We start from the raw sequence: 13,701 nt of genomic DNA, 5'->3' as shown, positions 1-13,701 counted from the left end.
CTGCCTGGCGCGCCTGGCGTCGATGCGCGCGCGCATCGACGCCGCCGGCCTGGCGCCGGCGCAGCGCGCCGCCTTGCTGCTCAATCTTGGACACCAGGCGGCCCAGGCGGGGACGCCGGCGCTGGCGCTGGCCTACGGCAGCCTGGCGCAAGCCCGCGACCTGGCGGTGGATGGCTCGCGCCTGAAAGCCGAGGCGCTCGATGCCTTGGCCCAGCTGTATGAAGGCCAGCGCCAGGGCGACGCCGCACAGGCGCTGACCCAGGCCGCGCTGGAACACGCGGGGCGCCAGCCGCCAGGCGCGGTGGCGGACCTGGTGGTGGCGCTGGAATGGCGCCTGGCCCGCCTCAGCCAGGCGCAAGGCCGGGTGGCGGCGGCGCTGGCGGCTTACCAGCGCGCCGCCGACCAGCTCGAGCGGCTGCGGCCCGACATGCCGATCGAGCTCGACGATGGCCGTACCTCGTTCCGCGCCCTGTTCGAGCCGATCTACCTGGGCCTGGCGGACGCCTTGCTGCAAGCGGCCGATGGCGCACCCGCGGCGGCCGGCGATTACCTGCGCCGCGCGCGCGACGCGGCGGAGCTGATCAAGCAGTCGGAGCTGCAGGATTACCTGGGCGACCGCTGCGCCACCGACAGCGTCAAAGGCGGCAGCCCGACCGTCATTCCGGCCGGCACGGCGGTGCTGTATCCGCTGATTTTCCCCGGCCGCACCGAACTGTTGCTGGAAACCGCCGGCGGCATTACCCGATACACCAGCAAGGTGGACGGCGCCGATGTGCGCGCCACGGCCACCGCCTTTGCCCGCGCGCTGCGCAACGGCGACTCCGGCTACCAGGCGGCGGCGCGCAGCCTGTATGACTGGCTGCTGCGTCCGATCGACGCCGCCGCTGCGGCCGGACATATCGATACGCTGGTGGTGGTGCCGGACGGCGCCTTGCGCCTGGTGCCCATTGGCGCGCTGCACGACGGCAGCCGGTTCGCGATCGAACGCTACGCCATCAGCACCGTCACCGGGCTGTCGATGACCAACACCGGTGCACCGGCCGCCGCCGGCGATGCGTCGCTGGTGGCGGGCGCCGCGCAGTTCGGCGGCGTGGTGGACAAGCTGATGCTGACCGCGCCAGGCAAGCGGCTGGCGCGCGACCTGGCGCGCAATGTCGGTGGGAGCGGCGTGGCCCAGGGCCGCATGCTGCGCGCGCCGGTCATGCCGGCCGGCGCATCCGGCGAGCGCCTGGTGCAGGATATGCGGGCCGCGCTGGCGCTGCCGGGCGTGGAGCGGGAAGTGGCGGCGGTGGGCGCGTTGCTGCCGGGCGTGGCCTTGCTGGACGAGCGCTTTTCCGTGTCGGCGTTCAGCCAGGCGGCCGGCTCGGGCGACTACAGCATTGTCCACGTGGCTTCGCACGGCATCTTCGGCGGCAGCGCCGACGCCAGTTTCGTGCTGGCCTATGACGACTTGCTGACCCTGGACCGGCTGCAAACCCTGCTGTCGGGCGAACAGTTCCGGCGCCATCCGATCGAGTTGCTGACCCTGTCGGCGTGCGAGACCGCCGAAGGCAATGACCGCGCCCCGCTGGGCATTTCCGGCGCCGCCATCAAGGCCCGCGCGAAAAGCGTGCTGGGTACGCTGTGGCCGGTCGACGATGAGGCGGCAGTCCAGTTGATGCAGCAGTTTTACCGTGGCCTGAAGCAGCGGCGCCTGAGCAAGACCCAGGCGCTGCGCCAGGCCCAGCTTGACTTGATACGTACCGCCGAATACGCCCATCCGCTGTACTGGGCGCCGTTTTCCCTGATAGGCAACTGGCTCTGACATGGCTTTCCACTTTCATGCACGCGGCGCGGTGCAACCGACTTTGCGCCTGACCTTGCTGGCCGCCGCGCTGGCCGGCATCTGCGCCGACGGCGTGGCGCAAATCCGCACCGACGCCAGCCTGGGCTTGCCGGCGCAAACCCTGAGCGGGCCGGCATACCGCATCCCGCAGAGCCTGGGCAAGCTGTCCGGCGCCAACCTGTTCCACAGCTTCGAGGCCTTCAACCTGGCCGGCGGCGAATCGGCCACATTCAGTACCAGCACGGCCGGCATCGCCAACGTGGTGACCCGCGTCACGGGCGGCACGCCGTCGCAGATCAATGGCCGCATCGCGCTGGAAGCCGCCAGCGGTGCGCCGGCGTTTTATTTCATCAATCCGGCCGGCGTGACGTTTGGCGCCGGCGCCGCGATTGACGTGCCGGGCGCCTTCCACGCCGCCACCGCCGATTACGTGCAGTTCGGCGACGGCCGCTTCCACGCCGGCCTGAAGCAAGCCAGCACGTTTTCCAGCGCCGCGCCGGAAGCCTTTGGTTTCCTCGGCGCCAGCCATGCCGCCATTGCGATTGTCGACGGCGCCCGGCTCGCCACGACCGATGGCGCGCTGAGCGTGGCGGGCGGCGATGTCACGCTCGACAGCGCCAGCCTGGCCAGCCAGGGCGGCGGCATCCGCATGGCGGCGGTCGGCGGCGACGCATCGGGCGGGGCGGTGAGCGTGCCCTTGTCCGGCCCCTTGCCGGCGCTGGCCGGCGCGCTGCTGATGGACCACGCGGCGCAGGCCACGGCCGGCGGCGCCATTACCGTCAGCGCCGGCAGCGTGACCCTCGATGGCGCCAGCACCATCCATACGCGGGCGCCGCGGAACGGCGATGCCGGCGCCGTCACGGTGTCGGCCGCATCCAGCCTGTCGGTGCTCAATGGCAGCATGCTGCGTTCGAGTACCGCCGGTGACGGCGCCGGCGGGGCGCTGCGCATCGATGCCGGCGCCGTCACGGTGGACGCGGGCAGCGATGGCGCCGATACCCGCATCGCAACTTTTACCGAACCGGGCAGCAGCGGCCGCGCCGGCGATGTGACGCTTGCGGTACGGGGCAAGGTCGACGTCCATGCGGCGCGCATTGGTTCCACCACGTTTGGCGCCGGCGACGCCGGCGCGCTGGCCATCGGCGCCGCTAACGTGCATCTCGATGGCGGCGGCAAGGTGGCGGAGCTGGAGAGCAATGCCGCCGCTGGCAGTAGCGGCCATGCCGGCCCGGTGTCGGTCACGGCGGCCGGCGCGGTCGAGGCGTATGACGGGGCGCAGATTCGCTCGGTGACCCTGGGCAAGGGTAATACCGGCGCCGTTACCGTGCGCGCCGGTGGCGATGTGACGCTGGACGGCAATGGCGCTGCCATCACGACCGTTGCCGCGTCGGGCAGCGGCGGCAATGGCGGCGCCATTGCCGTCCAGGCTGGCGGCGCCCTGTCGGTGTTCAATGGCGCCAGCATACGCGCCGACAGCTATGGGAGCGGCAATGCGGGTTCGGTGGCCTTGCGCGCCCAAACCATCGCCATCGACGGCGACAGCAGCGACAGTGGCGCCATCCATCGGGCGACCATGGTCAGTGCGCTGGCCAGCAAAGACGGCAGCGACGCCGGCAACATCAGCCTGGCCGCGGAAGACGCCATCGCGATTCGCAACGGCGCCAGGGTGATCACCAGCGCCTGGGGTCATGGCAAGGCGGGCGACGTGAGCGTGACGGCGCGCACGCTGGCATTGACGGGCTGCGATTGCGCGCCGGTGCCCACCGGCATCATGGCCGACACCAACGGCGCTGGCACCGGCGCCACGCTGAAAATCGACGTGGCCGGCGACATGCGCATCGAGCATGGCGCCACGGTCTCTGCCGTCAGCGGCGGCAGCGTTGGCGCCGCCGTCGTGGTGCGGGCCGCCAGCCTGACCGTGGATGGCCAGAATGAAACGCTGGCCAACGAACCGCCGACCGGGATCATGGCCAACAACTATGGCCCGAGCGGCGGCAGCATCGATATCGGCGTGAGCGGCCCGCTGAAGATCGTCAACAATGGCTTGATCGCCACCGATAACCAGGGCGGCGGGCCTGGCGGGGATATCAGGATCAGCGCCGGCGACATCCTGATCGACGGCAAGTACAGTTCCCGTTACGCCAATGGCCACGACTATAGCGTCACCGGCATCAGCAGCCAGAGCCTGGACGAAGGCAATGGCGGCGCCATCAGCGTGACAGCGGCCGGCACGCTGTCGCTGCTGCGGCGCGGCATCATTTCATCGAACGCGAATGGCGCCGGCAATGGCGGCAGCATCACGGTCAGCGCACGCGACCTGACCATCTCGGGGAACGGCACCTATATTGCCAGCGATGCCGCTGCCGGCAGCAGTGGCGCCGGCGGCAGTGTCGACGTTAGCGTGACCGGTGCGCTGGAGATGTATCGCGGCGCGCGCATCGCCGCCGATACCTATGCCGCCGGCAACGCCGGCAGCGTCAAGGTGCGCGCCGCCAGCATCATGCTGGACCGGGCCACCCCCGACGGCTTCTTCGATGCCGAAGGCATGACGCGAATTTCCAGCAGCACCTGGGAAGACAGCAGCGGCAATGCCGGCGGCGTCGACGTCGTCGCCAGCGGCACGCTGACACTGCGTAACAGCGTCGCCATCAATTCGCTGACGTCGGGCGCGGGCAACGCCGGCGCCGTCAAGGTGGCGGCAGGCGCCTTGCGCATGGGAACCGACAGCATGGCCGAAGACGCACCCGGCATCGGCAGCGATGCCGCGTTCGGCAGCAGCGGCAGAGCCGGCGCGGTCACCGTCAACGTGGCGGGCGCGCTGGCCATGGACGGCGGCACGATTTCCAGCGCAGCCAATGGCAGCGGTGCGCCCGGCAGCGTCACGGTCAGCGCGGCCAGCATCCGGCTGGACCAGGTGCTCGACCATTGGGCCAGGATCGGCAGCGATGCCTATGGCTGGACAGGGGAGTCCGGCAGCCCGGGCAGCGTGACGGTGCGCGCCAGCGGTGACTTGTCGGTGCTCAATGGCGCGCGCATTTCGTCCAATACGCGCACGGCCGGCGCCGCCGGCGCGGTGTCGCTGGCGGCCGACACCATCACCATCGGCGGCGCCGATTATGGCGGCGGGCGGGTGGAGTCGAAGACCCTCGGCAATGGCGACGCGGGATCGATTTCCATCGTGGCCAACGACATGACCGTGGGCGCGGCAGGCGCCGCCACATACAGCGGCCAGGTCTCGACGTCGGCCTGCTGCAATATCGATGGCAACGCCAGCACCGGCAACGGCGGCCGCATCGATATCAAGGTGGCCGGGACGCTGGCGCTGGAACAGGGCAAGATCCTGGCGTTCACCGCTTCCGCCGGCAGCGCGGGCGCGGTGGCGATCGATGCCGGCACCCTGCGCATGCAGGGCGACGGCGCGCAGATCCGGGCCGAGGCGGCGGAGGGTTCGCTTGGCCGGAGCGGCAACATCGGCATCACGGCGGCGCGCGCAGTCACGCTCGGCGGCGGCGCCAGCATTGACGCCAGCAGCCAGGCCGTCGTGGCGGAGCCCGCCGCCATCGTGCCCGGTTCGATCACCATCGCCGCGCCGTTGCTGCAAATGGATGGCGGTGCCGCCATTACCACCACGGCCGGCGGCAACGTCGCCGCCAGTCCCATCGCCTTGCACATCGCAGACCGCATGACCTTGAAACAATCGAGCATCAGCACCAGCGCCAACCAGGGCAATGGCGGCGCCATCGCCATCGACAGCAACGGCGCCGTCACGCTGGACCATGCGCTGATCACCACCTCGGTGACCGGCACGTCCGGCAACGGCGGCAATATCGGCGTGCGCAGCCACAGCCTGTTCATGAACACCGGCTTCATCCAGGCCAATACCGCGGCCGCCGATGCGCAGGGCGGCCTGGTGAATATCGACGTGCGCCTGCTGCTGGCCAGCGGCGGCACGCTGTTTGCCGGCGGCGCCACGCCGCTGGCGTTCCGCGCCGATGTGTTCAGTTACAACGTGATCCAGGCGGCGGCGCCGACCGGCGTCAGCGGCGCGATCACGCTGGCCAGCCCGCTGCTGGATTTGTCGTCCAGCATGGCCGGCCTGCATGCCGGCTTCATCGACAGCGGCGGACTGGGACGCAATCCCTGCCAGACCAGCGGCGGCAGTTCGCTGGCGGCGGTGGGGCGCGGCGGCTTGCCGCGTTCCGCGCGGTCGCTGCTCGATGGCGCGCCGCCCGCCGGCGCGCCGGACGCGGCGCCGGGCCTGGCCATGCTGGGCGGACGGGGGTGCTTATGAGCCGCATCATGAGCCGCAATCTCCGCACGCAGCGCAGCGCCGCGGCGGCAGCTATCGCCAGCCTGCTGCTGGGGCCTGGGGCCGCCATGGCGCAGCAAGCGCCCGCCGACGCCGTCAGCGCGCAGCCGTTTGCGTTGCCGCCGGTACCTGCGGCGCCGGCCGCCGGCGCAGCCGACGCCACCGACGCGCAGGTGACCCTGCGCCGCATCGACGTGCGCGGCAATACCGTGCTGGCCGAATCCGATCTGGCGGCGCTGACGGCGCCGTACCTGGGCCGGCAAGTCAGCCTGGCGGAGATAGAAAGCCTGCGCCAGCGGCTCAGCCGCCTGTACGTCGAGCGCGGCTACGTCAATTCCGGCGTGCAGTCGCCGCGCGAGATCGCCGATGGCCAGCTGGTCTTCACGGTGGTGGAAGGGCGCCTGACGCACATCCGCCTGCGCGGCATGGAGCGGCTCGACGAAGCCTACGTGCGCCGCCGCCTGCAGCCCGATGCGCAGCAGGCGCTGAATTTCGACGCGTTGCGCGAGCGCTTCCAGCTGCTGCTGTCCGATCCGCTGTTCGAGCGCATGCATGCGCGCATGCTCCCCGGCGCGCGGCTGGGCGAAGCCATTCTCGACGTCGACGTGGCGCGGGCTCGGCCCTGGCAATTGGCGGTGTTTGCCAATAACCACCGGCCGGTGGCGATCGGCGCCAATGCCCTGGGCCTGAACGGCTCCATCAGCAATCTGAGCGGGCAGGGCGATGTGCTGGACGCCAGCTTGCAGGGGCCGCTGGGCCGTGGCCGCGGTGCGCGCGGCACGCTGGGCTGGCGCATGCCGCTGGGCCAGGGCGGCACGGCGCTGACGGCGGCGCTCGACCGGGGCGCGTCGTCGGTCACCGAGGAACCGGCGCGCGAACTCGATATTCACAGCCGGCTGGACAGTTCCGACATCGGCCTGTCCCATGCGTTCATCAATACCCTGGGGCAGAAAGCCGAACTAGGCGTCAACCGCACCTGGCGCGTGAACCGCACCTGGCTGCTGGGGCAGCCGTATTCGTTCACGCCAGGCGAACCGGATGGCCGCACCAGGGAAACGCTGTGGCGGCTGTGGGCCGACTATGTGCGGCGTTCCACCAGCCAGGTGCTGGCGCTGCGCGTCACGTATATCGGCGGCGGCAACAACCTGCAACAGATCGCCGGCCTGCCGCCCAACGGCGCGGCTGGACGCCGGTTCCGGATCTGGCAAGCCCAGGCCCAGTATGGCCGCCAGGTGCTGGACAATGGCGCCGAGCTGGTGGTGCGCGCCGCGCTGCAGGGAACGCACGACCATTTACTGGCGCTGGACGCGATGGCGGTGGGCGGCGCCGCCACCGTGCGCGGCTTCCGTGAAAACCAGCTGGTGCGCGACAATGGCGCGACCGCCACGTTGGAACTGGATTACCCCTTGCTCAATGAAGCGTCGCGCGGCCTGGCGTTGCGTCCGTTTGTCGATATCGGCCGCGCGCATAACGTCGGCGAGACGGGGGCCACCCTGGCGTCGGCCGGGGTGGCGGGACGCCTGCGTTGGCATGGCGTGCTGGCGGAATTGGCGGTGGCGGGAAAATTACGCCACAGCGTGGCGTTGCCGGGCGGGGCGACGCTGCAGGACCAGGGTGTGCACCTGCAGGTGAGCTACAAGTTCTGACGGCCGCCGCAGGGGGCGGCGGCCGGCGCGGCTTATTCCAGGTTTTGCACCTGCTCGCGCATCTGCTCGATCAGCAATTTGAGTTCCATCGACGCGTCCGCCAATTCCTTGACGGACGCCTTGGCGCCCAGCGTGTTCGCTTCGCGGTTCAATTCCTGCATCATGAAGTCCAGGCGCTTGCCGACCTGGCCGCCTTTTTTCAGGATGTGGCGGGTTTCCGTCAGGTGCGCCGACAGACGGCCCAGTTCCTCGGCCACGTCGATGCGGATACCGTACAGGATGACTTCCTGGCGGATGCGTTCCAGCGCATCCTGGCGCGACAGGCTGGTGTTCGAACTCTGGCACGCGATGCCCAGCGCTTCCTGCATGCGTTCCACGGCTTTTTGCTGGAATTGCGCCACCACTTGTGGAATCAGCGGCGTGATGCGTTTGACGATGGCTTCCATCGATTCGATGCGCGACACCAGCATGGCTTCCAGCGCCGCGCCTTCGCGCTGGCGGCTGGTGACGAAGGCGCCTAACGTGCGTTGCATCAGCGCCGCCACGTCCGCTTGCAGGGTTTCCTGACCGATCTGTGCTTCCTCCACCATGCCGGGCCAGCGCAGCAATTCCGCCACAGTCATTTGCGGCGCCTGGGGGAAATGCGACGCGACTTCGCCTTGCAAACGTGACAACTCTTGCAGCAACTGGGTATTCAATGCCTGCGTGCCGGCCGCGGCAGCCTTGCGGCCAAAGCTCAGGCGCAATTCCACTTTGCCACGCGTGATGGCGGCCATGATCGCAGAGCGTAAATCGGGTTCGAGCGCGCGCAAATCGTCGTTGATACGAAACTGCAGGTCAAGAAAACGCGAATTGACGCTTTTGATTTCGATGGTCAGTGTCCCGGCCGCGCTTTCGCTGGTGGCGACTGCGTAGCCCGTCATGCTGGAAATGCTCAATGGATCTCCCCGATCTTTTTTTAATCTTTACAAAAACTGCGATTTCTTCACACAATCCAGATGTTGAGGCGAGGAAATCCTATGGCTGCACAGAACAACGCCCCGTTGCCGGAAGGGCTGGAAATTGCTGGATATCGCATTGTAAAGAAAATTGCGTCCGGCGGGTTCAGTATTGTTTACCTCGCCTACGACGGGGAAGGCAACGCTGTCGCCATCAAGGAGTACCTGCCCAGCTCGTTGGCGCTGCGCCAGCCGGGCGAACTGGCGCCCGTCATAGCGAAAGCCAACCTGCCCGTGTTCCGCATCGGCTTGAAATGCTTCTTTGAAGAGGGGCGCGCGCTGGCCCGCATTTCGCATCCCAATGTTGTAAGGGTGCTAAATTTCTTTCGCGCAAATGAGACAGTTTACATGGTGATGGCCTATGAGTCGGGCCATTCGCTGCAGGAACAGATCCAGCGCCAGCGCGCCAAGGGCAGCCGGCTCGGCGAAGCGTTCATCCGCCAGATCTTCCTGCAAGTGGTCAAGGGTTTGCGCGAAGTACACGCCAGCAAATTGCTGCATCTGGATTTAAAACCTGCCAATATCTACCTGCGCACCGATGGCACGCCGATGCTGCTGGACTTTGGCGCCGCGCGGCAAACCGTCAACAATGATTTGCCGATGCTGACGCCGATGTACACGCCGGGTTTTGCGCCGCCGGAACTGTATGTGAAAACTGAACCGCTGGGCCCCTGGACCGACATTTACAGCATAGGCGCGGCCATGTTTGCCTGCATGGTGGGCTCGCCGCCGCAGCCGGCCGACCAGCGCCGCAAGGAAGACAAGATGGCCGAGCACTTTGCCAAACTGGATGGCCACTACACGCCGGAACTGGTGGACCTGGTGCGGCGCGCGCTGGCAGTCGACCCGCTGGCGCGGCCGCAAAGCCTGTTTGAAATCCAGAAAGTGTTGCAAATTCCGCTGGCGCAGCCGCCGGCCGAACCGGGCGCCCTGGAAAAGCTGGGCGGGCAGGTGCGGGGCCTGTTCGGGCGGCTGACGCGAAAAAAGGATGCGGCCCAAACCACGCTGCATCCGTAAGGCAGGAAGGAGCAGGTTTATGCAATTTTCCGTGTACCAGGAAAGCCAGATCGGCGGCCGCAAGGTGAACCAGGACCGCATGGGCTACAGTTTTACACGCGACGCGCTGCTCTTGGTGCTGGCCGATGGCATGGGCGGGCACCTGCGGGGCGAAGTCGCCGCCACCATCGCGTTGCAAACCATATCAAGCCTGTTCCAGGAACAGGCCACGCCGTACGTGAAAATGCCGGAGCGCTTCCTGGAAGAGGCGTTCATGGCGGCGCACCAGGAAATCCACCGTTACAAGGCCATGCACAATTTGCCGGACACGCCGCGCACCACCGTGGTGGCTTGCCTGATCCAGCATAACCTGGCGATGTGGGCCCATTGCGGCGATTCGCGCCTGTACTGGATGCGGGGCGGCCAGGTGCTGGCGCGCACGCGCGACCACTCGCACGTGGAAAACCTGATCGCCAAAGGACTGGTGCTGCCGTCCGAGCGCACCACGCATCCGGACCGCAACAAGCTGTACAACTGCCTGGGCGCGTCGAGCCTGCCCAAGGTCGAGATCTCGCGCCGCGCCAGCCTGCTGCCGGGGGACGTGATGCTATTATGCTCGGATGGCCTGTGGAATGAACTGGCCGACGAAGACATGGCGCAGCGCCTGCTGACGCAAACCGTGGTGCGCGCGGTGCCCGACATGCTGCGCCAGGCGGTGGCCAGCGGTGGCGCCGCCAGCGATAATGCCACCGCGCTGGCCATCATGTGGCAGGGCAGCACCGCTGCCGATGGCATCCCTTCCGCCTTGCCCGGTACCAGCGCGTCGATGATTTCCACGGAAATGCTGGCCGAAGACCAGGTCAATTCCACCATCCTGGGCGCCGAGGCGCAGGCCGCGCAGCAAGCGAGCGCGGAGGCCGACGTCTTCGACGACGATGAAATCGAGCGGGCGATCGCGGAAATCCGCGGCGCCATAGAAAAATCCACGCAATTATTAACGAAGAGAGATCCATCCAATGACATTTGAATCCCGCCCGAGCGGCCGCCCAGTCGATGCGTTGCGCAAGGTTGTCCTGACGCGCAACTACACCAAGCATGCGGAGGGTTCCGTCCTGATCGAATGCGGCGATACCAAGGTGATTTGCACCGCCAGCGTCGAGGAAAAAGTGCCCGGCTTCATGAAGGGCGAAGGGCGCGGCTGGCTGACGGCCGAATACGGCATGCTGCCCCGCTCGACGCACACCCGCATGGACCGCGAAGCGGCCAAGGGCAAGCAAAGCGGGCGTACGCAGGAAATCCAGCGCCTGATCGGCCGCTCGCTGCGCGCGGCGTTCGACCTCGATGCGCTGGGCGAACGCACCTTGAAACTGGACTGCGACGTGATCCAGGCCGACGGCGGGACCCGCACCGCATCGATCACGGGCGCCATGGTGGCGGCCTATGACGCGCTGTCCAAACTGGTGGCGAAGGGCGCGCTGCCGGCCGTGCCGCTGAAACACTTCGTGGCGGCGATTTCCGTCGGCGTGTACCAGGGTGTGCCGGTGCTGGACCTCGACTACGTGGAGGATTCCGGCTGCGACACCGACATGAACGTGGTGATGACGGATGCGGGCGGCTTTATTGAAGTGCAGGGCACGGCGGAAGGCGCGGCGTTCGACCGCGAGCGCATGAACCGTTTACTGGACCTGGCGCAGGCGGGGATTGCCGATTTGATCACGTTGCAGAAGCAGGTGCTGGAACTGGCCTGATTACCGGGTCATCTTTTCCTGTAAGAACGCGATGAACGCCGCCGTCTTGCGCGCCAAGAATGCGCGCGCCGGATAGACGGCGTAATTCGACGGTCCCGGCGGCAGCGCCACGTCCGGCAGCAGCGGCACCAGCAAGCCCGCCGCCACTTCGTCGCGCACCAGCGGCGCGGGCACCTTGATGATGCCCGCGCCGCCCACGGCAGCCGTCACCAGCGAACCCCCGTCATTCATTTGCAGCGGGCCGTCGACCCGCAGCGTGTACGGACCGTCCGGCCCCATGAACGCCCATTCGTCGTACACGCGGCTCCCCACGGCGTACAGCAGGCACGCATGGTGCTGCAAATCTTCCACCGCTTGCGGCATCCCCGCCCGTTCCAGGTAGGAAGGCGCCGCCACGATGATGGACGGGTTGTCGCTCAGCTTGCGCGCCACCAGCGTGGAATCGACCAGGCTGGACGTGCGGATCGCCACGTCGATCTGTTCCGCGATCAAGTCCGTCATACGGTCGTCCAGTTGCAGCGATACCTTCACTTGCGGATGGCGCGCCGTGAATTCCGCCAGCAACGGCACCAGCAATTTGCGGCCCGCCATCGAGCACGACACGCGCAGCACGCCGCGCGGCTGGTCCTGGTACTGGCCGCTCAATTGTTCGACATTGGCCAGCGCCTGTTCGATGCGCTGCGCTTCGCGCAACACCAGTTCGCCGATTTCCGTCAGCGCCAGGCGGCGCGTGGAGCGCTGGATCAGGCGCGCGCCCAGTTCCTCTTCCAGTCTGGCCAGCTGGCGCGACACCACGGACTTGCCGCAGCCGAGGCGCTGCGCGCAGGCGCTGATGCTGCCGGCCTGGATGATGGCGGCAAAGATGGCCAGCCGCTGGGGATTCAGGGTGTGCATGGGATGATTGTTCCGGTTTGGTCAACAATATTGTGATGTATTGCCAGCTTATCAGGCAACGATGGGCGGCGTACACTGCTGTGCATCGACCACTTCGTGAGGAACTGCAAAATGACCGCCACCAACCGCCAATTCCGCCTGATCCGCCGTCCGCAGGGCGCCGTGCAAGCCGCTGATTTCGACTTCGCCACGGAAGCGCTGCGCGACGTGCAGGACGGTGAAGTGCTGGTGCAAGTGCACTATATTTCGCTGGATCCCGCCATGCGCGGCTGGATGAACGAGAGTAAAGAGTCGTACATGCCGCCAGTGGCGCTGGGCGATGTGATGCGCGCCATCGCGGCCGGCAAGGTGGTGGCGTCAAAACATCCGAACTTTGCCGTGGGCGACCATGTGACGGGCTTATTGGGCGTGCAGGAATACGCGTATTCGAACGGCCAGGGATTGACGAAAGTCGACCCGTCGCTGGCGCCGCTGCCGCTGTTCCTCGGTGCGCTGGGGATGCCGGGCCTGACCGCGTATTTCGGCTTGCTGGACGTGGGCCAGCCCAAGGCCGGCGATACGGTGGTGGTGTCCGGCGCGGCCGGTGCGGTCGGTGCGCTGGTGGGGCAGATCGCGAAGATCAATGGCGCCCGCGTGATCGGCATTGCCGGCGGCGCGGACAAGGTGCGCTACCTGACCGAAGAACTGGGGTTCGACGCGGCCATCGACTACAAGCAGGGCAACGTGGCGGAAGCCCTGAAAGCCCTGGCCCCGAACGGTGTCGACGTGTTCTTCGATAACGTGGGCGGCGCCATCCTCGACGCCGTGCTGATGCGCCTGGCCCATGGCGCCCGCATCGTGATCTGCGGTGCGATCTCGCAATACAACAACAAGGAAGCGATGCAGGGCCCGGCCAATTACCTGCAATTGCTGGTCAAGCGCGCCACGATGCGCGGTGTGATGGTGGCCGATTATTACCCGCGTGCGATGGAAGCCATCACGGCCATGGGCGGCTGGATCGCCGCCGGCAAGCTGAAAACCCGTGAACACGTGGTGACGGGGATTGAAACGTTCCCGGACACGTTTAACAAGCTGTTCTCGGGCGATAACAATGGCAAGCTGGTGCTGAAGGTGGCGTAATCGGCCACGTAGGTTCCTGCTGTGGCGCGCTGTACTCCGGTAGAACCTATGATGTAAAAGAAAGAGCCGTCGGCATAACGATTTCCTAAACTGGAGGTGCTAACCAATCCAAATAAGGGGATCATCATGCAAACGGCTCAAACTCATTTTACGTCGATTGAATTGA

9 protein-coding genes are annotated in these 13,701 nt (G+C 67.1%); 7 read left to right on the top strand and 2 right to left on the bottom strand.

The window, feature by feature from the left end; all coding sequences use genetic code 11:
- The 3 genes from GJ700_RS34340 to GJ700_RS34330 all read left to right on the top strand — a co-directional run.
- Nucleotides 1-1,804 (top strand): CHAT domain-containing protein (locus GJ700_RS34340; RefSeq protein ID WP_154382659.1); only part of this gene is annotated, 1,804 nt, incomplete at its 5' end.
- Nucleotide 1,805: 1 nt separating this feature from the next.
- Nucleotides 1,806-6,116: a beta strand repeat-containing protein gene (locus GJ700_RS34335; RefSeq protein WP_154382656.1), complete on the top strand. Its 4,311-nt coding sequence runs from the start codon at nt 1,806-1,808 to the stop codon at nt 6,114-6,116.
- An 8-nt stretch (nt 6,117-6,124) separates the two neighbouring features.
- Nucleotides 6,125-7,780, top strand: coding sequence for a ShlB/FhaC/HecB family hemolysin secretion/activation protein (locus GJ700_RS34330; protein ID WP_195764109.1), 1,656 nt, complete (start codon nt 6,125-6,127; stop codon nt 7,778-7,780).
- 32 nt (nt 7,781-7,812) lie between these two features.
- Here GJ700_RS34330 and GJ700_RS34325 read toward each other — a convergent pair whose 3' ends face one another.
- Entirely contained in the window at nt 7,813-8,703 is an 891-nt protein-coding gene (locus GJ700_RS34325) for a YicC/YloC family endoribonuclease (RefSeq protein WP_154382661.1), read from the bottom strand.
- 96 nt (nt 8,704-8,799) lie between these two features.
- Between GJ700_RS34325 and GJ700_RS34320 the strand changes: the two genes are divergently transcribed.
- The 3 genes from GJ700_RS34320 to rph are packed head-to-tail and all read left to right on the top strand — an operon-like array spanning nt 8,800 to nt 11,522.
- Nucleotides 8,800-9,795, top strand: a complete 996-nt coding sequence (locus tag GJ700_RS34320; RefSeq protein ID WP_154382652.1) for a serine/threonine protein kinase — start codon at nt 8,800-8,802, stop codon at nt 9,793-9,795.
- A 19-nt stretch (nt 9,796-9,814) separates the two neighbouring features.
- Entirely contained in the window at nt 9,815-10,801 is a 987-nt protein-coding gene (locus GJ700_RS34315) for a PP2C family protein-serine/threonine phosphatase (RefSeq protein WP_154382650.1), read from the top strand.
- Complete coding sequence (rph, locus tag GJ700_RS34310; protein WP_154382648.1) at nt 10,791-11,522, top strand: ribonuclease PH; 732 nt, start codon at nt 10,791-10,793, stop codon at nt 11,520-11,522. Before GJ700_RS34315 ends, rph begins: the two co-directional genes overlap by 11 nt.
- Here the strand turns inward: rph and GJ700_RS34305 are convergent, their stop codons facing one another.
- Nucleotides 11,523-12,416, bottom strand: coding sequence for a LysR family transcriptional regulator (locus GJ700_RS34305; protein WP_154382646.1), 894 nt, complete (start codon nt 12,414-12,416; stop codon nt 11,523-11,525).
- Between the two features lie 111 nt (nt 12,417-12,527).
- On the opposite strand from GJ700_RS34305, the gene GJ700_RS34300 reads away from it, so the two are divergent.
- Nucleotides 12,528-13,535: an NADP-dependent oxidoreductase gene (locus GJ700_RS34300; RefSeq protein WP_154382644.1), complete on the top strand. Its 1,008-nt coding sequence runs from the start codon at nt 12,528-12,530 to the stop codon at nt 13,533-13,535.
- Nucleotides 13,536-13,701 lie beyond the last annotated feature (166 nt).

It is taken from the genome of Pseudoduganella rivuli (genome assembly GCF_009674485.1).
GTDB classification, from domain to species: domain Bacteria; phylum Pseudomonadota; class Gammaproteobacteria; order Burkholderiales; family Burkholderiaceae_D; genus Rugamonas; species Rugamonas rivuli_B.
Note: the sequence above shows the minus strand (reverse complement) of the source record. Positions and strands in the feature narration are given on the sequence as shown.